Here is a 20,804-nt window from a genome sequence, read left to right as displayed (position 1 = left end):
AATCAAAACGATTGTCCAATACCGATATAAACTTGAAAATTCTCATCTGTCTCGGGGCCTGAAACGGGTACCGCGAGGTCCACGCGGATCGGACCGATGCCTGTCGCATAGCGCAGGCCAAGGCCCGCCCCAGACTGCCATGTCCCTGACCCGTCATAGAACTCTTCCGCGCCGATATAGCCCGCATCGGCAAATGCAACGACGCCGATTTTGTCGCGGACCTGCCAGCGTGCCTCTGCGGATAGGCCCGCAAAGCTGCGCCCGCCCACTGTGTCACCACTGGCCAGATCCACGCCGAGCGATTGATAAGGTTGCCCCCGCACTGTGCCCCCGCCGCCCGAATAGAACAGGTAGTCTGCCGGAGATTCCGACAGCGTCGGGCCGTAGACCGACCCCAACTGACCGCGCAGCGCAAAGGTGACCGGCCGAGTGGTGCCAAAGGTTTTGTAGCCGCGCACATCGATATAGCTGCGCACGCCGTTATCCGACCCGGCCAGCGCGACAAATGGCGTCACGCTGGCCTTGGCATAGTATCCGTCTTTGGCATCCAGCCGGTTATCGCGATAATCATGCTCCGCGCTTAGCGGCAGGGTCAGCAACGTATATTCGTTCTCGCCAAAAGCATCACGGGTTTGCGCGGTGCGCAGTCCCACACCCAGACTGTAGGTACGTTCCTCGCTGGCGATGCGTTCGATGCCGGCTTCGAGGTCAAGTTGACGCGAGAAATAATTCACCTCGTCCAGTTGTTCGATTTCAGCCAGCGCATAGAAATTTGTGTCGGCGTTAAATGTCGCGGGGCGTTCAAAACGCGTCCCGAGGCTATAATCGGTACCGCCTGAATCGCCACCGATACCGGATACCTCCCCCTCGACGCGCAGCCTTTCGGCCCCGCCCAGCAAGTTGCGATGCAGCCAATAGGAGCTAACGCTCAGACCATCGAGCGATGAAAGTTCGGCGCCGAAACCAAAGCGACGCTTGGGCGCGTCAGTCACCTGGACGGTGATCGGCAGCACGTCTGGCGCTGTAATCTGATCGGCCTCGATCATGGCAACCGAACTGAAAGCACCCGTGCGCCGCAGCCGCGTTGCCGAGAGATCAAGCTGCTCTTGCGAATACACCTCTCCCGTCGGCAAGCCTGCGATCTTCTTGATCCGGCGCAGGGTCACGTCGCTTTGGCCCTTTACGACCAGCTCACCAAACCGAAGACGTGGGCCTGGGCGCAGCCGCAGCGTGGCAGCCAAAGTCGCGTCAGGAACACGGGCCGTCAGCTGTTGTTCTGCCAATTCTGCTTTGGCGTGACCTTGATCGCGCCACCCCTTTATGCCAGCGGCAACGGCTTCCTTCATCACGCCCAACCTCGCAGTTTCGCCCGCGGCAAACTGTTCCGGCAGTTCGGTTTCCGGCGCCACAGGGGCAATCTCTGCCTTGGAAAAGCTGAACTTTCGCCCCGTCTCGATATCGATCACTGCACGGTTGATCTGTTTCGGCGGTGCCACCGGCGCAATGGCCGAAGCGTCTACACCGTCGATGGTGATCTTGATGACGGCTGCGAAATACCCTTTGTCATAAAGCACGGCCAGCAGCCGAGCGTAATCAGCCTGAGCGGCAGCCAGCAACTCTTGGGTTGTGGGATCAGCGTCTTCGGCGGTTTCCTCGCGCAGCAGTGACCCGCCTGAGACCGTTTCGTAAAGATCAGAGGCCTTGTCGATGCCCGTGATATCAAGCGTCGCGGCGAAACTAGCCGTGTATCCTCCCCAGACCAAAGCCGCCGCAGCCGTGGAGGCGCGCAGAAACGTCTTAAAATTGTCTGAATAAAACTGCGCCATGCGGTGCTCCCTGTACTCATGGTACGACGTGTCGTTGGGTGAGACTTAGAGCGCGCGACCGCAACGTCAGAAAACAAGTTTGTTATTAGCTTATGCATAGCGGAAACCGCCTGCTTTCGGCAAACAGTCTGTTGGGCAAAATCAGGATTGTGAACCGCAAAACGCGCCGGATTGCGTCATTTCACGCATGACAGCGGAACTTTGCCGTGATGGCGTGGGCCTGATATGCAAAACGCCCGCCAAGCTGAAACTTGGCGGGCGTTTTTTAGGGTCGCACACGGCGGCCCGTGGCCTGTGATCAGGCCGATTTCGCGAGGTTGCGCAGCACGTAATGCAGAACGCCACCGTGTTCGATGTATTCGATCTCGATCGCGGTATCGATGCGGCACTTGATCATGATCTCTTTGACCGAACCGTCTGCCATGGTGATTGTGCACGGCACTTCTTGCAGTGGCTTGATGGTGTCGAGACCGCTGATTGATACGGTTTCTTCGCCCGTCAGACCCAGGCTTTTGCGCGTGTCACCGTTGGTGAATTCGAACGGGATGACACCCATGCCAACAAGGTTCGACCGGTGAATACGTTCAAAGTTCTCTGCGATAACAGCTTTGACGCCCAGCAGAGCCGTACCCTTGGCCGCCCAGTCACGTGACGAACCTGCGCCGTATTGCTCGCCACCGAAGATCACCAGCGGCGTGCCGTTTTCCTGATGCGCCATCGCTGCATCAAAGATCGACGTCTGTTCGCCATCGGGGCCTTTGGTATAACCGCCCTCGACGCCATCCAGCATTTCGTTCTTGATCCGGATGTTGGCAAAAGTGCCGCGCATCATGACTTCGTGGTTACCACGACGGCTGCCGTACGAGTTGAATTCACGCACAGGCACCTGACGTTCAACCAGATACTGACCCGCAGGTGTGGTTTCCTTGAAGGAACCAGCAGGCGAGATGTGGTCGGTTGTGATCATGTCACCCAGAACGGCCAGAACTTTGGCGTTTTCGATGTTTGTGATCACGCCCGGCTCTGGCGACATGCCTTGGAAGTACGGCGGGTTCTGAACATAGGTCGATTGCGGTGGCCAGTCATAGGTCTTGGCGTCGGTGGTTTCGACGGACTGCCACTTTTCATCGCCTTTAAAGACGTCGGCATATTTTTCCTGGAACGCTGCGCGGGTCACGGTCTGCTCGACCAGATCAGCGACTTCCTTGGACGTTGGCCAGATGTCTTTCAGATAGACGTCGTTCCCGTCTTGATCCTGACCCAAAGGCGCACTTGCCAGATCGACGTTCATGTCACCGACCAGCGCATAGGCCACAACCAAGGGAGGCGACGCCAGATAGTTGGCACGTACGTCAGGCGAAATCCGGCCTTCGAAGTTCCGGTTGCCCGACAGGACCGACGTCCCGATCAGGTCGTAATCGTTAATCGCCTTGCTGATCGGAGCCTCAAGCGGACCGGAGTTCCCGATACAGGTGGTGCAACCATAGCCGACAAGGTTAAAGCCGATCGCATCCAGATCTTCTTGGAGGTTTGCGGCCTCAAGGTAGGCGGACACAACTTGGCTACCAGGGGCAAGCGATGTTTTGACCCAAGGCTTGCGGGTCAGACCCAAAGCGCGCGCCTTGCGGGCAACCAGACCGGCACCGATCATCACATAGGGGTTGGAGGTGTTGGTACACGATGTGATCGACGCGATCACGATGGACCCGTCATGCAACTGATAGTTGCCATCCTCGGTCTGAACATAACCGCGTTTGTGGTTACCTTCGTCCCCGGGGATGTCGCGAGGTTCAGGCTGGCCGCCCTCGCCTTCCCAACGGATTTCCGAATTGGCAGAGGTGTCTTTGCCCTCGCGCACGCCTTTGACGTATTCTGCAAATGCCGTGTGTGCCGACGTGAGTGCAATGTAGTCTTGTGGGCGTTTCGGGCCGGAAATCGCAGGTACGATCGTGCCCATATCCAGCGACAGCGTGTCGGTGTAGATGGGCGCATAGCCTTCGTCACGCCACATGCCGTTTTCCTTGGCATATGCTTCGACCAGCGCAATGCGGTCTTCGTCGCGGCCGGTTGTCCGCATGTAGCGCAGGGTTTCGGCATCGATCGGGAAGAAGCCACAGGTCGCGCCGTATTCGGGGGCCATGTTGGCAATAGTGGCACGGTCGGCCAATGGCAGCGTATCAAGGCCAGCGCCGTAGAATTCGACGAATTTGCTCACTACGCCTTTTTTGCGCAGCATTTCAACGACCTTCAGCACCAGATCGGTCCCGGTGGTGCCTTCCATCATGGCACCGGTCAGCTCGAACCCGATAACTTCTGGAATCAGCATCGAGATCGGCTGCCCCAGCATCGCGGCTTCGGCTTCGATACCGCCAACACCCCAGCCCAAAACGGCCATGCCGTTAACCATGGTGGTGTGGCTGTCGGTCCCTACAAGTGTATCGGGGTATGCGACTTCGACGCCGTCTTGGTCCGTGTCTGTCCAGACTGTTTGCGACAGATATTCAAGGTTCACCTGGTGGCAGATGCCTGTGCCTGGGGGAACAACGCGGAAGTTGTTAAACGCTTTTTGACCCCATTTCAGGAAGGTATAACGTTCGATGTTGCGTTCATATTCGCGGTCGACGTTCATCTGGAACGCGCGTGGGTTGCCAAACTCGTCGATCATAACCGAGTGGTCAATAACCAGATCAACGGGGTTCAGCGGGTTGATCTTGTCGGCGTCGCCGCCCAAGGCCACCAGCCCGTCACGCATCGCAGCAAGGTCAACAACCGCAGGCACGCCGGTGAAATCCTGCATCAGCACGCGGGCGGGACGATACGCGATCTCGCGCGGGTTCTGACCGCCCTTGGCACCCCATTCGGCAAACGCCTTGATGTCGTCGACGGTGACGGTTTTGCCATCCTCGAAACGCAGCATGTTTTCCAGAACCACCTTAAGCGCGGCTGGCAAGTTCGAGAAATCACCCAGACCGGCTTCCTGCGCTGCAGGAATCGAATAATAAGCGATGGATTGGCTGCCCGCAGAAAGTGTTTTGCGGGTTTTGGCGGTGTCCTGGCCAACGATAATGGTCATGGATGGCTCCCTTTATGGGTTAAAAAAGGTCGGTGACTTGGGGTCTAAATGCCTTATTGCGCAGGTCGTTTCAACTGCAAACACGCGTTTCGACCGCTTTTGTATACCGTTGTGTACTGGAGTATGGCATTTTTCACATTGCACCATAACGTTTCAATGCCTCAACAAAGGTTGAGTGGTAATTGCAATACGCCCAGTCTACGAATTGAACATCCAAACCGAAAGTACCCTGCGATGTCCCGCCTGCTCACGTCCCTCATTGTTACCAGCTTGCTGTCCGTCGCACCTGCTTTTGCACAAGACCGTCCTGTCGTGGTCGAACTCTTTACGTCGCAGGGGTGCTCTTCCTGCCCACCCGCGGACGAGCTGTTCGCGGCGCTTTCCGAACGGGAGGACGTGATCGCGCTGGCGTTTCATGTGGACTATTGGGATTACATTGGCTGGAAAGACCCGTTCGGTGCGCCTGCGCACGCTGAACGGCAACGTGCCTACGCGATAACAGGGGGACGCACATCTATCTATACGCCCGAGATGATTGTGAACGGCGAGACAGATGTTGTCGGAGCCAAGCCGGTTGAACTGATGGAAGCCATCAACAAGCATAAGTCCGATGCCCCCCAAGTTGACCTGAGGATTGCACGTGACGGCGACATGCTGGAAATCAAAGCACACACGCTGTCCGGCGCGTCGGGTCCATTTGACGTGTTTATGCTGCGGTATCACCCCATCGCTGCGACGCAGGTCAAGCGCGGCGAAAACGCAGGCCATACGTTCGAGAACCGCAATATTGTCGCAGGCTGGCAGGCACTTGATCAATGGAGCGGGCAGGCACCGCTGTCCCTCACGGCGACTGTCACCGGAGACATGCCGAGTGTTGTTCTAGTCCAGCGCAGCAATGCCGGAGAGATCGTCGCCGCGGCGCGCATCAGGTAAAAAGACGCGCGACGCCGGTAGAATATCGTAAAATTGGATTTACTTGCCCCGATTGCGCCAGCGCCGATGGACCCAAAACCATTGTTCCGGATCCGCCTCTACACGCGCCGTCAGGCTGTCATTCAATGCTTGCGTCATCGTAGCCGCGTCGCTGTGCGGCACCGGAGCCTCAAGAACGGTCTCGAACGACACGCCATCCGGTTGGCGAATGCCGTAAAACGGGATAAGCAAAGCATCATAGCGTAGCGCAAGCTCGGCGGCGGAGAGCGCGGTGTTTGCGGGCACGCCCAGAAAATCCAGCATCGGCGCACCAAATACATGCTGATCGAACAACAGCACCAACTGCCCTCCCTCCTTTAGATGACGCACAAAACCGGCGGTACCGCGGCGCCCTTGGGGGAAAACCGGACCGCCGAATGCTTCCATCGTCTGGACGTAGTGCGCGTTGAAGTAGGGGTTTTTCATATTGCGATAGAGGCCGCCAACGTCATACCCCCGCGCCACAAGACAAGCGCGCGTCGCCTCGTAGTTGCCGTAGTGGCCGGTCACGAGAATGACGGGCTTGACGTTTTTAGCGGCCGCCTCCAGCGCAATGAAGCCTGGCCCGATCAGTGTATTTTTAGCCATGCGCTTAGGGAAGTCACGCGCCGAGTAGTTTTCTATGAAGCTGCGCCCGACATTATTCAGACATTTTGAAGCAATCTCTTCACGTCTCTCTTTGGACGTCTGCGGCCAGATCATGGCTAGGTTTTTTAGCGCTCGCGCCCTATATCCCGCCACCGGCCCGATAACGCGCTGAACAATCCAACCAACGAAAGCCAACCGCGCCTCATAGGGCAGCAACAGGGCTAAACGGATGACACCAACTATAAACGCATTGGTTACATAGTGACCAATGCGCCGTTTAAGCGGAACATTTGAAGCGTACTTAGGACTGGCCATGCGCGTCTGCCTGCAAGGAAAAGCGCCCCAAAGGAGCGGGGCCTGCCGTTCATACCGTGCAGGGCACCGCGCAACAAGCGAGTTTCACCCGGCAGGCAATGCGTCACCGGGTGGAATGCGATTTCAATAGCTGAATGTCTGACCGGTAGAGATAGCTGTGCGCAAGGAGGCTTCGGCCCACGTCCCTGCCCCGCCATGCGCACGAATGGCACGCAGCTCAGACAGCGCGGCGGGGATATTACCTTGCTCAACCAGCGCCTGCCCAAGATAGGACCGTGCAAGAATGTTGGCAGGATTGGCTTCAAGAGCACGCGCGTAAAATGTCATGCTACCCGATAGATCGCCCATCTTGCGGGTGGTGAAACCCATATAGGTAAGACGCCGGTCGTCATATTCTGGCATAGCGGCAAGCACGACTTGCGCGTCCTCATAGGCCCCGGCATAGGCCAGTTCACGGACAGCTTGATATCGGTCGTCCGGCGTCAGGCGACTGTCTTTTGCATCGACGCAAGTTTTGGATTTCTTTTCATACACCTGCCCGTCTTCGCATTTCACGACAGGCTTTGGCGGAGACGTATTACCGGAGCCCGCCGCAAAGGCTGCAATCGGCAGCGCCAATGACAGGATGGACGCAAACACAACACGCATACTCAAACGCTCCTGAACTAATCACACTGTAGATGTTAGCCGATCTGGACCACAGGTAAAGCGTAGCGTCACGATAGCGAGAGCGATAGGGCTAAAATGCGCACCCTTTTAATCAAAAAAGCTGCACCGTCGCAACGATGCAGCCTAGGATGTCAGCGCCAGATCAATCTTTGAAAACGCGCTTGAAGATCGTATCTACATGCTTCGTATGGTAGCCAAGGTCGAACTTTTCTTCGATCTCTTCAGCACTTAGCGCAGTCAAGACTTCGTCATCAGCCAACAACTCCGTTTTGAAGTCCTTGCCGTCCTCCCAAACCTTCATCGCGTTACGTTGCACGAGCTTATAGCTGTCTTCGCGGCTGACGCCGGCCTGCGTCAGAGCAAGCAAAACACGCTGAGACATCACCAAACCGCTGAATTTGTTCATGTTGGCCAGCATGTTATCTGGATAGATCAGCATATTGTCGATCACGCCGGTCAAACGGTGAAGTGCGAAGTCGAGTGTTATCGTAGTGTCCGGCCCTATCGCCCGCTCTACGCTGGAATGCGAAATATCGCGCTCGTGCCACGTGGTAACGTTTTCCATCGCAGGGATTACGGCCATGCGGATCGTGCGGGCCAGCCCGGTCAGGTTCTCAGTCAACACAGGGTTCTTTTTATGCGGCATTGCCGAAGAGCCCTTCTGGCCCGCCGAAAAGAACTCCGCCCCTTCAAGGACTTCGGTACGCTGCATATGGCGTACTTCGGTCGCGACGTTCTCAATCGAGCTGGCGATCACGCCGAGGGCGGCAAAGAACGCGGCATGGCGGTCGCGAGGGATGATCTGCGTGCTCACCGGCTCGGGCGACAGGCCGAGCTTTTCGCACACGTGCTCTTCAATGCGCGGATCGATATTCGCAAACGTGCCTACCGCGCCCGAGATGGCACCGGTCGCGATTTCGGATCGGGCCGTTTTCAGGCGTGTCAGGTTGCGGTCCATCTCTGCATAGAAGCGCGCAAAGGTAAGGCCCATCGTCGTTGGTTCGGCGTGGATGCCGTGGCTACGCCCGACGCGCAGCGTATTCTTATGTTCCATGGCACGGCGTTTCAGCGCGGCCAGCAGCAAGCCCATGTCATCAATCAGAATATCGGCGGCACGGGTTAATTGTACGTTAAAGCAAGTGTCTAAAACGTCAGAAGAGGTCATCCCCTGGTGCACAAACCGGGCCTCGTCACTGCCTACATGCTCTGCCAGGTGGGTCAGAAATGCGATAACGTCGTGTTTTGTAACGGCTTCGATCTCGTCAATCCGCGCCACATCAAACTCGACATCTTTGGCTTTCCAAACTGCTTCAGCGTTTTCGCGCGGGATCACCCCAAGGTCGGCCATTGCGTCACAGGCATGCGCCTCGATCTCGTACCAGATGCGGAACTTGGTTTCAGGGGACCAGATCGCAACCATCTCGGGGCGGGAATAACGGGGAATCATGTGGTGATACCTTTGTTTTGGGGTGTTTTGATGTAGCCGCGGGATAGACCGCGGGGGGGTAAAGAACAAGTCTGAACCCCTATAACGCCATTTCTAGATCAAAAGCGCGCCTTGATCATAGGCGCCTCCGGCGGGAGTTTACCGGCAAAATGAAGAAGCGGTCAGATTATCGCTTTCCGGGCTGGCAGTTTTTGTCGCGGCGGGCAAAGGTGCCATAAATTGAAAGAACTGTACCATTAGGGAATCGTTAAGAAATGTCTGATACGTCTCGTTTAAGCCCCGCTACAATCGCTGCCCAAGCGGCGGGTGCCATTGATGTTCAAACCGGCGGTGTCGTCCCAGCATTGCCAATGGCCACGACATATCTGCGGGACGCAGCATACCAGCCGCTACGTCCAGACAATATCTACCTGCGCGATCAAAGTGATATTGTGCGCGTCGCGGAGAACGTACTGGCACAGTTAGAAGGCGCAAAGGAAACGCTTTTGTTTCCATCAGGCATGGCAGCGCTGGCAGCTGCGTTTCGGACGGTGCCTAATGGTGGCCGCGTATTGGTACAAAGCCAGATCTATTGGGGCACAACAAAATGGATACGGGACTTCTGCACCCGCCGTGACATTGAAGTACGCGAGGTCGAAGCCTCGGATACTGATGCATTTAAAGAGAATTGCGCGATCTTCAAGCCAACACTCGCATTGATTGAGACACCGTCGAATCCTTGGCTTCGTGTGGTTGACATCCAGGCCGCCGCTGATGCGGTTCACGCCGTCGGCGGGTTGCTTGTGGTCGATAGCACCGCCGCAACGCCGGTATTGCAACAGCCGCTGCGCCACGGCGCTGATATCGTAATGCACTCGGCCACCAAAGGGATCAACGGACACTCGGACGTATTGGCTGGGGTATTGGCAACCAACGACGTGACCGGGCGCGTTTGGGAGGATATTAAGATTGACCGTCATGATGCCGGCGCGGTCATCGGCCCATTCGAAGCATGGCTTCTGGTCCGGGGAATGCGTACGCTGCCACTTCGCGTTAGAGAGATGTCTTACAATGCGGCGAAATTAGCCGTGTTCCTGCAGGATCATCCGAAAATCGAAACCGTATTTTATCCAGGCCTTCCATCCCATCCCGGCTATGAGCTGGCGCAAGCACAAATGACCGGCGGATTTGGTTCGCTTTTATCGTGTGTGGTCAAAGGTGGTGCAGAGGCCGCGCTAACGGTCGTTAGCAAGCTAGCTATCTTCCACCGGGCAACCTCGCTCGGTGGTGTAGAAAGCCTGGTCGAGCATCGCCACACAATCGAGCCACATACCGGGATACCAGAGGGGTTGCTACGACTGTCGGTCGGTATCGAAGGCATTGATGACCTGAGAAACGACTTGATACAAGCGCTTGACACATAACGAGAATTCGGGGCGTCCGCGTCCCGGAAGTCTTCGTCTGTGGTGAAATATGATGGAAAATCAAACCAGTGGTGCGGTCGGAGAGACTCGAACTCTCACGGGTGTTACCCCACAGCGACCTCAACGCTGCGCGTCTACCATTCCGCCACGACCGCACGCCATGGTTTGTGAGGCTCGTTTAGACAAAGTTTTTCGCAAAGTGAAGAGCTAAAATGCGCTGGCTTAAGGGCTTGTTCAGATTCATGTGATTTACCACTCAATTAGGCAGCATGACTTGAAAATCAGCGCAAGGACGTAAACTTAAGGGAGGATATGAATCAAGGAAGAGATATGACCCAAGCGAGCCCAACCACCCTTGCCCTTCAGATCGATATTGTCTCTGATGTCATGTGTCCTTGGTGTATTGTCGGGTATCGCCAGCTAGAACAGGCGTTAGCTGCCTTGAACATCGGTGCTTTCATTCGCTGGCATCCGTTCGAGCTGAACCCCCAAATGGGCCCAGAGGGTCAAAACCTAGTGGAGCATATTGCCGAAAAATATGGCGCATCGCCCGAGCAGTCCGCTCAGAATCGTGCCCATCTTACTCAAATCGGTTCTCAACTTGGGATTGATTTTCAATTTGATGCGGAGAGCCGTATCGTCAACAGCTTTGCAGCCCACCAATTGCTGGATTGGGCACAAGATCAAAACCTTCAGCATCCACTGAAGCTCGCTCTGTTCGAAGCACATTTCACCGCGGGCTTGGATGTCTCTGACCCTAAAGTGCTTGTCGACGTTGCAGCTCAGGTTGGACTGGACCGTGATGAAGCGCGGCAGGTTCTGGACGGCAAAAGCCACGTTGAACGCGTTCGCGAGCGGCAATCGGTCTGGACATCCCAGGGAATCTCAGGCGTTCCGTCGATGGTTTTCGCCGGAAAATACCTGGTTACCGGTGCGCAGGGTGTCGATAACTATGTGCAAATTCTAGAAAAGGTCGTCAAAGAAATGAGTGCCGCATAATGCGCGCTCTGCCATTCCCTCCTAGCCGGTGCATTTAGTATGGTTGAATGGATCACGTCCAAAGAGCTTGTTGATTTCCGCGAAGCTGAAGCGTGGATGGAGGAACGCGCCTCCCTTATCGCCTCGAATTGCGCTGACGAGTGCATCTGGCTCGTAGAGCACCCCCCGCTATATTCAGCCGGCACTTCTGCCAAGATTGAAGACCTGACCGATCCAACGCGGTTTCCGGTATTTGAAACAAGGCGCGGTGGACAATACACCTACCACGGCCCAGGCCAACGCGTTGTCTACGTAATGCTAGATGTAGGTAAGCGCGGCCGAGACGTGAGACGATTTGTGCAAGACCTTGAACACTGGGTCATCGCAACGCTAGCAAGCTTTACCGTCAGCGGAGAAATCAAAGAAGGTCGCGTCGGCGTCTGGGTGGAGCGCCGCGACAAACCGCTGAGTTCGAACGGGGATATTCGTGAAGACAAAATTGCAGCGATTGGCATTCGGCTACGAAAGTGGATCAGCTTCCACGGAATAAGTATAAATGTTGATCCAAATCTGGAACATTTTTCCGGAATCGTTCCATGCGGCATTCAGCAACACGGTGTGACATCGCTCGTCGATCTTGGCCTGCCGGTTACGATGGAAGACGTCGACATCGCGCTGAAAAATCAATTCGCTAACATCTTCCCTGATCTATCTTGACCTAGCCCCTGAAATACTGGGCTCTCTTCTTGGCCGCTCCACGCCAGAGCGGGAGGCGTGAAATCCATGAAAGGTTCATGCTTTATTCATTACTACATTATATGCCTCTACTCATACTACCTAACTTAGGACCAATGCTCACTCCCCGGGGCCACGTTCACAGGTCCATATGCCCCGGTGCTACCGTCGATAGATCGGTCTTTTTTCCTGCCCTGCGTCAAACGCGGCCATTGCCCATACTGGCAAGCCGCACTAGAACGATCTTTAATTCAATGCGCGTTCCCTGCCGGAGCGTGAGTTGACAACCCAATCTCAGGAGGCACCGCATGGCAGACGCAGCCATTCACGGGCAAGACCATCACGACGAGCGCGGCTTTTTCACGCGCTGGTTCATGTCCACAAACCACAAAGACATCGGGCTTTTGTACCTGATCGTTTCAGCCTTCGTTGGCTTTATATCAGTTTGCTTCACCATATATATGCGTTTGGAGCTTATGCACCCAGGCGTGCAATATATGTGTATGGAAGGCGCGCGGTTTATCGCTGATAGCGCTGCGACCTGTACGCCAAACGGGCACCTCTGGAACGTGTTGATCACGGCGCACGGCATCTTGATGATGTTTTTTGTCGTCATTCCAGCTTTGTTCGGTGGTTTCGGTAACTACCTGATGCCATTGCAAATTGGCGCGCCGGACATGGCGTTCCCGCGGATGAACAACCTGTCTTTCTGGCTCTACGTCGGCGGCACAACACTCGCCGTGTGTTCGGTGTTGACGCCAGGCGGCAGCGGCCAGCTTGGGTCTGGCGTGGGTTGGGTTCTGTACCCACCGCTGTCCGTTCGTGAAGGCGGTATGTCGATGGATTTCGCAATCTTCGCTGTACACGTATCGGGGGCGTCTTCGATCCTTGGCGCCATTAACATGATCACAACCTTCCTGAACATGCGTGCCCCCGGCATGACGTTGTTCAAGGTGCCGCTGTTCAGCTGGTCGATCTTTGTAACAAGCTGGCTCATCCTGCTATCCCTGCCCGTGCTGGCTGGTGCCATCACCATGCTTCTCATGGACCGCAACTTTGGATTCGCGTTCTTTGACCCTGCGGGCGGTGGCGATCCGGTTCTGTACCAACACATCCTGTGGTTTTTCGGTCACCCCGAAGTGTACATCATCATCCTCCCAGGGTTTGGCATTATCAGCCACGTCATTGCGACCTTCAGCCGCAAGCCTATTTTCGGCTATCTTCCAATGGTCTGGGCGATCATCGCAATTGGTGCGCTCGGCTTCGTTGTCTGGGCACACCACATGTACACCGTTGGCCTATCCCTGAACCAACAAGCCTATTTCATGTTGGCGACAATGGTTATCGCCGTGCCAACTGGCGTTAAAGTGTTCAGCTGGATCGCAACCATGTGGGGCGGATCGGTCGAGTTCAAGACACCTATGCTTTGGGCGTTCGGGTTCCTATTCCTTTTCACCGTTGGCGGTGTGACAGGTATCGTTCTCTCCCAAGCAGCGGTCGACCGCTATTACCACGACACATACTATGTCGTTGCACACTTCCACTACGTAATGAGCCTTGGTGCCGTCTTTGCGATCTTCGCAGGTATCTATTTCTACCTGCCCAAGTTTACTGGCCGCATGTATCCTGAATGGGCTGGGAAACTGCACTTTTGGGCGATGTTTATCGGTGCGAACCTTACCTTCTTCCCTCAGCACTTTTTGGGTCGTCAAGGTATGCCGCGTCGTTACATCGATTATCCTGAAGCATTCGCTTACTGGAACCTTTGGTCCTCGATCGGCGCGTTCCTCAGCTTTGCATCCTTCATATTCTTCTTCGGTGTTATGTTCTATACACTGACCCGTGGCGCGCGCAGCCCAGCTGCCAACCCATGGAATGAGTATGCGGATACGCTTGAATGGACGCTACCAAGCCCGCCACCAGAGCATACCTTCGAAATTCTTCCAAAACAGGAAGAATGGGACAAGCAACCCAGTCATTAATTGGCACCATAAAAAGCGAAAGGCTCCAACGGCGGTTGGGGCCTTTTTTTTTGTCTGCGCATGGCTACACTCAGCGTAAAAAAGCCAATCATCAGATGTAGTTACGCCCCGGACTCGCGAAAATGCTCGCTTAAGATAAATGTGTGAAAGCTTCGCTAAATTAATTTTGAAAAAACTTATTTTTCTGCTTGCGGCTCACCGCTGCTATAGGTATTCCAAGCCTTACCAGATGATGCGGGCGTAGCTCAGGGGTAGAGCATAACCTTGCCAAGGTTAGGGTCGGGCGTTCGAATCGCCTCGCCCGCTCCATCTGGATTACTGCCTACCCAGCAGTACAGCAAGGCCACCTTCGGGTGGCCTTTTGCTATTCCGGTATCCTGCAGGAATCTCTGATCCTTTGAGGCAGCATCGTGGGCACGTCGTCAATATGCCTCCAACTAGAGGGCAATTCGACGGCTAGATTTCTCCATTTATTTTAGCAGTCTATTCAACGTCAGCCAAAGAAACTCGTGCGCCTGAAATGCGGCGATAAAAATGCCGGCGCGCAGCCATCGGATCAACTGCACTTGGCTTTGGCTCTGCCTCATTCAACCGGCATTCCAGACGGTGACAACGCAACCAATTCATCGCAAACGGCCGCAGGAGGTTTGAGTACACGGGCTCCCACCTCCCCCCCATCCGAGGTTGAACATGAGCGCATAGACCGAGCAACTGCGCAGTGTAGGTAAAGTCGTCAAACCTATTATCACCGAGATTTTGAAGCACTCGATAGGAAGTGCAAAATGCCTTAGTCAAAGCTTTTAGAAATGGGATGCTAAAGGCGTGTTGTTAAGTTGGTATATCCTGAAGCTACATCATGAACTGATCAAACATGGGCATCGGCCCCGATCTGAAAGAGAGGATGAAATGGGTTATGAGCGCTCGGAGGCTTGGCCAGCTAAGGGTGGGAGGATCGCCTGGTGAACAGCATATAGGTTACTACCGCGTCGACATTTTCCGGTACCCTTGGCTGCACCCCAGCCAAGGGTACTGCAGTTTGGGATCGCTTCCCGCCGGACGAACCTTAGCGATTTATCACAGTAAAGAGATCGTTGACCGTGCCGACAGTGTGTCGCGCTCCAACTGCTCAATGGCACGAATGTGCCACTCTAGACCTGTTTGGCCCTGCGCTGCCGCATCGGCAAGGTTGTGCTGCGCCAGTGTAGCTTGCTTGGAGGACAAGATAAGCGCCTCAGCGACTTCTGCTCTACTGGCGCGAATATGTGCCACTTGGGATTCATACTCATCCTGTGAGAGTTCGCCTGAAGCCTTGCGATGCCCCAGTGTCGCGACGATATTTTCTTGCCGTGAGAGCATCTGCGGTAGATCGGTCATGATATGATCCAGCTTCTCGTTCGATTTACGAATGCTCCGCACCAGATCATTTGCCGACACCAGCTGCATTCGCCGAGCGACTTCGCGCCTGCCCGCCAAGTTACCGCTGACTGCACCGACAACGCCTCCCGCCGCGGCTGACCGTAGGCAACCTGACGCGTTGGCCGTGGCAAGTACCGAAATGCCGCACCCCAGCGCGGCACCAACCGCAGCATGCTTCACCGTCGAGCTGCGCACAATATCGCGCATCAACGCGTCAAGAGCCGCGGTCTGTTCGAGCATTGCAGCGTCGCTCTCATGAGTTTCTTGAAACCTCAGGGCCGCAATTGGGGAGCCAGTTTGCCCCGGAGAACCCACGGTGGACGAGCCACACCCTGAAACCAGAACGACGATTGCAAATGAAATTGGCAGGGCGGTAATTTTCATGAGATGTATCCGATGGGCTAGGCACTTTCCCCATAATTGAATTAAAAATAAGCCGATTTTACGGCAACTGTCATGCGCTGTTCTTTCGATAGCCAAAGTTACCTATTCACCTTCCCTGAACAAAAGCGCATATTTCCCGCACAAGGCGAAACTTGCAAAAAGTCATATTGTTGCCGGTTTTGTTTACTAACGTTAAGGGAGTTTGACGTAGGTTGCTTCGAAACGTCGATGCAATTCTCGGAAGGAGACAAATGTGAAAATTTTAGCCGTTGATGACGATCCGTTCATCCTTGAGCTTCTTCCTGCAATGTTCGAACAGGCGGATTTGAACGACCTGCACACAGCCCCTTCAGGCCCCGCAGCACTCGAGATGATCGGGGCAGCAAAAGTGCCCTTTGACTGCCTTTTGTTAGACGTTGATATGCCTGAAATGGACGGCATCGAGCTTTGCGGCAGGATTCGTACGCTTCCAGGGTATGAAAACAAGCCGATCCTGATGCTGACAGCGAAGACTGATTCCATCTCGATCGAAAAAGCCTTTGCCGCAGGTGCAAATGACTACATCGCAAAGCCTTTCAATCTTAAAGATATTTATAACAGAATTCGCGTGGCCGAGCGTTTGCTGGTCTCCTCAAAAACGATAAAACGCATTGATACCAGCGACTTATCAGAAGATGGTACGCTGATACCCGCGGATATCAACCTCGCCGATAAACTATATTTGGCGAATGTGGGTCGCCTGATTCTATCGTTCTCACTGGGGAATTACATCACCCAGCTTGAACGCAGCGAATTGGATAAATATCAGGTATTTTGCGTTTCTATTGACGATGCTGAACATCTGTTCGATCAAATATCCCATCACGACTACGTCCACGTTCTGACCAGCTTGGCCGATACGTTGTCGGACCTTATTACCTGCCCCCACCTGCTTATGTCGTACGAAGGCAATGGTGCATTCCTGTGTATCACGCGCGATCCAAACCTGCCCGAATGGGACCGGATGGAAACAGGGTTACAGGCGAAAATGGACGTATTGAATTTGCTCCAAGGCGACGCCAACGGCAAATCCATCAGTCTGTCAGTCGGCACCCCCATCCCACCGAATGCGAACCGAACTCAGCGGGTTAAAAAGACTTTTGAACGGGCGCTGTCGCGCGCCGAATCGCGCTATGCAACGAAATGCGCAGCGGCTTAAGGTTCAGTTGATCGGGAACTGAACCAAACAATGCGCGGCATGCTTGCGATAGTCTTCAAGCGTCTGATCGATCGTGCGACGGTCGCGCAAAATGGTCATGGCCATCTTTTTCTGCCCGCGCGTTCCGCTCACATGCCGTTCTAGAATAAGGACAGTAACCCCGAGCATAACCGTCTTTTCGTCCTCACCAATCATTTCTGCCCGAGCCAATGTGACCGCCGTATGGGCGATCATATTTGCGCAACGCAAAGCTGCAGCTTCCTCGCCCTCATAGGTAAGGGCCAGCACGGCACCGGACAGTACAGACCAGACGATAGCAGTCGAGATCAGAAGCTTCAAAACGCTTTGAACGTCATCGTCGTGAGCGAGCGCTCAATGCCGTCGATGTCCAGAAGGTTATCATTGATATAGACGCCGATGTCTTTGCCCGACGGAATGTACAGCTTCATCAAAAGATCAAAATCGCCAGATGTTGAATACAGTTCGGAGTGTATTTCCCGCAGAGCGACCTCTTCGGCAACGCGATAGGTTGTGCCCGGCCTACACCGAATCTGAATAAACACGCAGGTGGACATGGGGAGACTTTCGACTATTTGCGACAGGCCCAAGCTGACATAAGGCGGGTATCGCCGCAATCGCTGATTAACCCAGACCTGACTAAAGACGCTTGGACTTGGCGCGACGGTTTGCACTGCTATAAGATACCGAAAGACAAGGATACTCACGTGCGCAAGACCACCATCAATCGCTCCACTGCTGAAACCGAAATCAGTGTCGAAATCAACCTAGACGGAACAGGTTCCTATGCCAATGAAACCGGTATTGGTTTCTTTGACCATATGCTCGACCAACTGGCACGCCATTCGTTAATCGACATGAAAATCTCCGCGAAAGGTGATTTGCATATTGATGACCACCACACAGTGGAAGATGTGGGGATCACACTTGGGCAGGCCCTAAGCACTGCCCTTGGCGATAAGCGTGGAATTCGTCGTTACGGTGCCTGTCTGTTGCCAATGGATGACGCGTTAATCCGCACGGCGCTGGACCTTTCAGCGCGTCCCTTTCTGATCTGGAACGTCGATCTGCCCACCGCGAAAATTGGTAATTTTGATACCGAACTGGTACGTGAGTTCTTCCAGGCACTCAGCACCCATGGCGGCATCACGCTCCACATCGACATGCTGCACGGCATTAATAGCCATCACATCGCAGAGGCTGTATTCAAGTCCGTTGCCCGCGCTCTGCGCGACGCAGTTGAGACGGATCCGCGTAAAGCGTCCGATATACCATCTACCAAAGGTGCGCTTTGACGATGTTGACAGCGATAATCGACTACGAGTCGGGTAACCTTCACTCGGCCCACAAAGCGTTCCAACGGATGGCGCAGGAATGTGATGCAGGTGATGTCATCGTTACCGCGGATGCCGATATTGTTGCCCGCGCTGACCGTATTGTGCTGCCGGGTGATGGTGCGTTTCCGTCGTGCATGGCAGCTTTAAAGGGTCAAAGCGGGATCTATGCCGCTATGATCGAAGCAGCCGTAGAGAAGGGGCGCCCTTTCCTTGGCATTTGTGTCGGCATGCAGTTGATGGCATCCATGGGCCGTGAATATGAGGATACGGCAGGGCTCGATTGGATTGAAGGTGAAGTGACCAAAATCACGCCGCGAGACCCCTCTTTGAAGGTGCCGCACATGGGCTGGAATGATTTGGTCATCGACCACCCTCACCCTGTTTTTGATGGTATCAAGACTGGCGATCATACCTATTTTGTACATAGTTATCATATGGACGTGCGTCATAATTCAGAACGTCTGGCCCATGTCGATTACGCAGGCGACGTCACCGCAGTCATTGGTCGCGACACCATGATCGGCATGCAATTCCATCCTGAAAAGAGCCAGACGACCGGTCTTCGCATGATCGCAAATTTCTTGAACTGGCGCCCCTAACAACGGGGATGCCTTCTATCGGAGGCGCGTCCAGATCATCTCGTTGCAAGCATCGCCGATACAGGTCTGTAGCCGCATCGCATTGCCATGGACTAACATTGTCGCCTTGCGCATTTCCGAGGCAGAAGTCCCCAGCAATGTGCCGACATAGCTGCCATCAGGCTGCGGTTTCATATCCCAGAATACCCGCTTACCAACCGCGGTTGAGCGCTTGTCATATCCACGCCGGTCTTTGGCACGTTCAACTGTCCCACACAGTGCTCGCCCACAGGGCTTTGCGCGTACATGAACAACTAACCCATTAACATCCGGTGTAGATTTCCAAACACCTTCGACGACATCAGCAAATACAGTGGTCGAAGAAACTGCAAAAATAGCAGCACAGTAAATATATTTTAATAAAAACATCGTATCACTCCCCCAAGCGACACATGCCTTACAGCTTTTTAGCAACGCACCAAAAAACCAAGGCGCGAGTGCATCCTACACCCGCGCCCCGATTCGTGCAAATTTAGCCAGATTACGGTACGCTCAGAGGTTTATTTAACCCGCTGCCAGTCCTGTTTAGAGCACAGCAATCCGCCAGCCACACAACCAGAAAGCTTTAGGCTGTTGCCCGCCACCGTCATCTTGCCGATGTATATTTTGTTATTCGAAGGCCGCCAGACTTTACCGGCGTACTTACCGCTACCGTCAGGCTTCATGTCGATAACCAGCTGCTTGCCAATATTCTCGGATTTATACTCGCCAGACGCATTGAACGTCCGCTGGATCGTCCCACACACCGCGGCACCACAAGGGCCTATTTTGACATGTGCATAGGCCCCGTCATCCGGTTGCGTCTGCCAAACGCCTACCGCGGGATCCGCTGCCATCGCGACCCCGGCAAATCCCAAGCTCGCGATGACCGCAAAAATCGTCTTTTTCATCATATATCCTCCCGATATGACCGTAGATTGAAGCGATTATGACGATTCAGGCAAGCTTGACGTAGGGGACACCTCTGCCGCGTTGCAATAGAGCGCGCAGCGTGGCAATTGAAGCCAACTCCCCCAAAGCCAAGGGCAACGCTATGATCCTCTACCCCGCTATCGACCTCAAAGATGGGCAAGCCGTACGTCTCGTGCACGGCGACATGGAAAAGTCTACTGTTTTCAACGACGACCCCGCGGCTCAGGCGCAGTCTTTTGTTGATGCCGGTTGTACTTGGCTTCATCTCGTGGACCTAAACGGCGCTTTCGCCGGCACGCCGGTTAATGCTGCCCCAGTCGAAGCCATATTAAAGTCCTGCAAGGTTCCTGCCCAGCTTGGCGGTGGAATCCGCGATATGGCGACAATCGAAGCCTGGTTGGATAAAGGCCTAGCACGCGTGATTTTGGGCACTGTCGCTGTCGAGAACCCAGCACTCGTGCGCGAAGCCGCCCGCGCTTTTCCAGGCAAGGTTGCGGTTGGTATTGATGCTAGAAACGGTCGCGTGGCGACGAAAGGCTGGGCTGAAGAAACCGATGTAATGGTTACCGATCTTGCTAAATCGTTCGAAGATGCCGGCGTCGCGGCGATTATTTATACGGACATCATGCGGGATGGTGCCATGGGGGGCCCTAATATCGATGCGACCGCCGCATTGGCCCGCGCTGTAAACATTCCCGTCATCGCCTCCGGCGGCGTAAGCTCTCTTGCTGATCTTCAAGCGCTGAAAAAAACCGGCGTGATTTCCGGTGCCATTTCCGGCCGGGCGCTTTATGATGGTGCAATCAACCTAACCGAAGCATTGAAGGCGCTTGCCTAAGCTTCCAACTGGTTTCAAATTCTCGGGTGGTTTGTGGGGGGCGGACAGCCGTCCAACCGCTTTCGCCCGCCCCCG

19 protein-coding genes and 2 tRNA genes are annotated in these 20,804 nt (G+C 54.7%); 10 read left to right on the top strand and 11 right to left on the bottom strand.

What is annotated here, in order from left to right:
- Positions 1 to 2: 2 nt before the first annotated feature.
- Together E5180_RS01930 and acnA are read right to left on the bottom strand one after the other, a co-directional pair.
- A complete protein-coding gene (locus tag E5180_RS01930; RefSeq protein ID WP_138922911.1) occupies positions 3 to 1,826 on the bottom strand; it encodes an autotransporter assembly complex protein TamA in 1,824 nt (607 codons plus the stop codon).
- Between the two features lie 298 nt (positions 1,827 to 2,124).
- On the bottom strand, positions 2,125 to 4,899 hold the full coding sequence (gene acnA, locus E5180_RS01925; protein WP_138922910.1) for an aconitate hydratase AcnA: 2,775 nt from the start codon (positions 4,897 to 4,899) through the stop codon (positions 2,125 to 2,127).
- Positions 4,900 to 5,133: 234 nt separating this feature from the next.
- Here acnA and E5180_RS01920 point away from each other — a divergent pair, with 234 nt between their 5' ends.
- Entirely contained in the window at positions 5,134 to 5,832 is a 699-nt protein-coding gene (locus tag E5180_RS01920; RefSeq protein ID WP_138922909.1) for a DUF1223 domain-containing protein, read from the top strand.
- A gap of 39 nt (positions 5,833 to 5,871) precedes the next feature.
- On the opposite strand, the gene E5180_RS01915 is transcribed toward E5180_RS01920, so the two are convergent.
- The 3 genes from E5180_RS01915 to purB form a co-directional block, all read right to left on the bottom strand.
- Positions 5,872 to 6,774 carry a lysophospholipid acyltransferase family protein gene (locus tag E5180_RS01915; protein ID WP_138922908.1) on the bottom strand — a complete coding sequence of 301 codons (903 nt, stop codon included), beginning with the start codon at positions 6,772 to 6,774 and terminating at the stop codon, positions 5,872 to 5,874.
- Positions 6,775 to 6,897: 123 nt separating this feature from the next.
- Positions 6,898 to 7,422 (bottom strand): tetratricopeptide repeat protein, encoded by a 525-nt coding sequence (locus E5180_RS01910; protein WP_138922907.1) that lies wholly within the window; start codon positions 7,420 to 7,422, stop codon positions 6,898 to 6,900.
- Between the two features lie 163 nt (positions 7,423 to 7,585).
- The gene (gene purB / locus E5180_RS01905; protein WP_138922906.1) at positions 7,586 to 8,890 is read right to left on the bottom strand and encodes an adenylosuccinate lyase; all 1,305 of its coding nucleotides are present in this window, start codon (positions 8,888 to 8,890) and stop codon (positions 7,586 to 7,588) included.
- A 254-nt stretch (positions 8,891 to 9,144) separates the two neighbouring features.
- On the opposite strand from purB, the gene E5180_RS01900 reads away from it, so the two are divergent.
- Positions 9,145 to 10,293, top strand: a complete 1,149-nt coding sequence (locus E5180_RS01900) for a trans-sulfuration enzyme family protein (RefSeq protein ID WP_138922905.1) — start codon at positions 9,145 to 9,147, stop codon at positions 10,291 to 10,293.
- Positions 10,294 to 10,362: 69 nt separating this feature from the next.
- Here the strand turns inward: E5180_RS01900 and E5180_RS01895 are convergent.
- Positions 10,363 to 10,448 (bottom strand) — tRNA-Leu (locus E5180_RS01895).
- A gap of 175 nt (positions 10,449 to 10,623) precedes the next feature.
- On the opposite strand from E5180_RS01895, the gene E5180_RS01890 reads away from it, so the two are divergent.
- From E5180_RS01890 to E5180_RS01875, 4 genes are all read left to right on the top strand, one after another.
- Entirely contained in the window at positions 10,624 to 11,292 is a 669-nt protein-coding gene (locus E5180_RS01890; RefSeq protein WP_138922904.1) for a DsbA family oxidoreductase, read from the top strand.
- Between the two features lie 39 nt (positions 11,293 to 11,331).
- The gene (gene lipB, locus E5180_RS01885; protein WP_138922903.1) at positions 11,332 to 11,988 is read left to right on the top strand and encodes a lipoyl(octanoyl) transferase LipB; all 657 of its coding nucleotides are present in this window, start codon (positions 11,332 to 11,334) and stop codon (positions 11,986 to 11,988) included.
- A gap of 326 nt (positions 11,989 to 12,314) precedes the next feature.
- Positions 12,315 to 13,988 (top strand): cytochrome c oxidase subunit I, encoded by a 1,674-nt coding sequence (ctaD, locus tag E5180_RS01880; RefSeq protein WP_138922902.1) that lies wholly within the window; start codon positions 12,315 to 12,317, stop codon positions 13,986 to 13,988.
- A 234-nt stretch (positions 13,989 to 14,222) separates the two neighbouring features.
- A tRNA-Gly gene (locus E5180_RS01875) sits at positions 14,223 to 14,297 on the top strand.
- A gap of 765 nt (positions 14,298 to 15,062) precedes the next feature.
- Here the strand turns inward: E5180_RS01875 and E5180_RS01870 are convergent.
- A complete protein-coding gene (locus tag E5180_RS01870) occupies positions 15,063 to 15,644 on the bottom strand; it encodes a hypothetical protein (RefSeq protein WP_254700510.1) in 582 nt (193 codons plus the stop codon).
- 397 nt (positions 15,645 to 16,041) lie between these two features.
- Between E5180_RS01870 and E5180_RS01865 the strand changes: the two genes are divergently transcribed.
- Positions 16,042 to 16,986, top strand: a complete 945-nt coding sequence (locus E5180_RS01865) for a response regulator (RefSeq protein WP_138922900.1) — start codon at positions 16,042 to 16,044, stop codon at positions 16,984 to 16,986.
- Positions 16,987 to 16,989: 3 nt separating this feature from the next.
- Here E5180_RS01865 and E5180_RS01860 read toward each other — a convergent pair whose 3' ends face one another.
- Together E5180_RS01860 and E5180_RS01855 are read right to left on the bottom strand one after the other, a co-directional pair.
- Positions 16,990 to 17,325, bottom strand: coding sequence for a hypothetical protein (locus E5180_RS01860; RefSeq protein WP_138922899.1), 336 nt, complete (start codon positions 17,323 to 17,325; stop codon positions 16,990 to 16,992).
- Positions 17,322 to 17,561 (bottom strand): Lrp/AsnC ligand binding domain-containing protein, encoded by a 240-nt coding sequence (locus E5180_RS01855; protein ID WP_093732457.1) that lies wholly within the window; start codon positions 17,559 to 17,561, stop codon positions 17,322 to 17,324. The genes E5180_RS01860 and E5180_RS01855 overlap by 4 nt, the downstream gene beginning before the upstream one ends.
- Before the next feature lie 150 nt (positions 17,562 to 17,711).
- Between E5180_RS01855 and hisB the strand changes: the two genes are divergently transcribed.
- Together hisB and hisH are read left to right on the top strand one after the other, a co-directional pair.
- Positions 17,712 to 18,299, top strand: coding sequence for an imidazoleglycerol-phosphate dehydratase HisB (gene hisB / locus E5180_RS01850; RefSeq protein WP_138922898.1), 588 nt, complete (start codon positions 17,712 to 17,714; stop codon positions 18,297 to 18,299).
- Positions 18,300 to 18,301: 2 nt separating this feature from the next.
- Positions 18,302 to 18,940, top strand: a complete 639-nt coding sequence (hisH, locus tag E5180_RS01845) for an imidazole glycerol phosphate synthase subunit HisH (RefSeq protein WP_138922897.1) — start codon at positions 18,302 to 18,304, stop codon at positions 18,938 to 18,940.
- Positions 18,941 to 18,955: 15 nt separating this feature from the next.
- On the opposite strand, the gene E5180_RS01840 is transcribed toward hisH, so the two are convergent.
- A complete protein-coding gene (locus E5180_RS01840) occupies positions 18,956 to 19,348 on the bottom strand; it encodes a DUF2147 domain-containing protein (protein ID WP_254700509.1) in 393 nt (130 codons plus the stop codon).
- Positions 19,349 to 19,479: 131 nt separating this feature from the next.
- Entirely contained in the window at positions 19,480 to 19,869 is a 390-nt protein-coding gene (locus E5180_RS01835) for a DUF2147 domain-containing protein (protein ID WP_138922895.1), read from the bottom strand.
- A gap of 143 nt (positions 19,870 to 20,012) precedes the next feature.
- On the opposite strand from E5180_RS01835, the gene hisA reads away from it, so the two are divergent.
- Positions 20,013 to 20,729, top strand: coding sequence for a 1-(5-phosphoribosyl)-5-[(5-phosphoribosylamino)methylideneamino]imidazole-4-carboxamide isomerase (gene hisA / locus E5180_RS01830; protein ID WP_138922894.1), 717 nt, complete (start codon positions 20,013 to 20,015; stop codon positions 20,727 to 20,729).
- Positions 20,730 to 20,804: the final 75 nt, after the last annotated feature.

Source organism: Sulfitobacter sp. BSw21498, from assembly GCF_006064855.1.
GTDB lineage: Bacteria > Pseudomonadota > Alphaproteobacteria > Rhodobacterales > Rhodobacteraceae > Sulfitobacter.
Note: the sequence above shows the minus strand (reverse complement) of the source record. Positions and strands in the feature narration are given on the sequence as shown.

What these genes read in the sequence shown, in the direction of transcription:
- E5180_RS01930 (WP_138922911.1), bottom strand. Translation starts at nt 1,826, where the DNA reads ATGGCGCAGTTTTATTCAGACAATTTTAAGACGTTTCTGCGCGCCTCC.
- acnA (WP_138922910.1), bottom strand. Translation starts at nt 4,899, where the DNA reads ATGACCATTATCGTTGGCCAGGACACCGCCAAAACCCGCAAAACACTT.
- E5180_RS01920 (WP_138922909.1), top strand. Translation starts at nt 5,134, where the DNA reads ATGTCCCGCCTGCTCACGTCCCTCATTGTTACCAGCTTGCTGTCCGTC.
- E5180_RS01915 (WP_138922908.1), bottom strand. Translation starts at nt 6,774, where the DNA reads ATGGCCAGTCCTAAGTACGCTTCAAATGTTCCGCTTAAACGGCGCATT.
- E5180_RS01910 (WP_138922907.1), bottom strand. Translation starts at nt 7,422, where the DNA reads ATGCGTGTTGTGTTTGCGTCCATCCTGTCATTGGCGCTGCCGATTGCA.
- purB (WP_138922906.1), bottom strand. Translation starts at nt 8,890, where the DNA reads ATGATTCCCCGTTATTCCCGCCCCGAGATGGTTGCGATCTGGTCCCCT.
- E5180_RS01900 (WP_138922905.1), top strand. Translation starts at nt 9,145, where the DNA reads ATGTCTGATACGTCTCGTTTAAGCCCCGCTACAATCGCTGCCCAAGCG.
- E5180_RS01890 (WP_138922904.1), top strand. Translation starts at nt 10,624, where the DNA reads ATGACCCAAGCGAGCCCAACCACCCTTGCCCTTCAGATCGATATTGTC.
- lipB (WP_138922903.1), top strand. Translation starts at nt 11,332, where the DNA reads ATGGTTGAATGGATCACGTCCAAAGAGCTTGTTGATTTCCGCGAAGCT.
- ctaD (WP_138922902.1), top strand. Translation starts at nt 12,315, where the DNA reads ATGGCAGACGCAGCCATTCACGGGCAAGACCATCACGACGAGCGCGGC.
- E5180_RS01870 (WP_254700510.1), bottom strand. Translation starts at nt 15,644, where the DNA reads ATGCTCGAACAGACCGCGGCTCTTGACGCGTTGATGCGCGATATTGTG.
- E5180_RS01855 (WP_093732457.1), bottom strand. Translation starts at nt 17,561, where the DNA reads ATGTCCACCTGCGTGTTTATTCAGATTCGGTGTAGGCCGGGCACAACC.
- hisH (WP_138922897.1), top strand. Translation starts at nt 18,302, where the DNA reads ATGTTGACAGCGATAATCGACTACGAGTCGGGTAACCTTCACTCGGCC.
- E5180_RS01840 (WP_254700509.1), bottom strand. Translation starts at nt 19,348, where the DNA reads ATGTTTTTATTAAAATATATTTACTGTGCTGCTATTTTTGCAGTTTCT.
- E5180_RS01835 (WP_138922895.1), bottom strand. Translation starts at nt 19,869, where the DNA reads ATGAAAAAGACGATTTTTGCGGTCATCGCGAGCTTGGGATTTGCCGGG.
- hisA (WP_138922894.1), top strand. Translation starts at nt 20,013, where the DNA reads ATGATCCTCTACCCCGCTATCGACCTCAAAGATGGGCAAGCCGTACGT.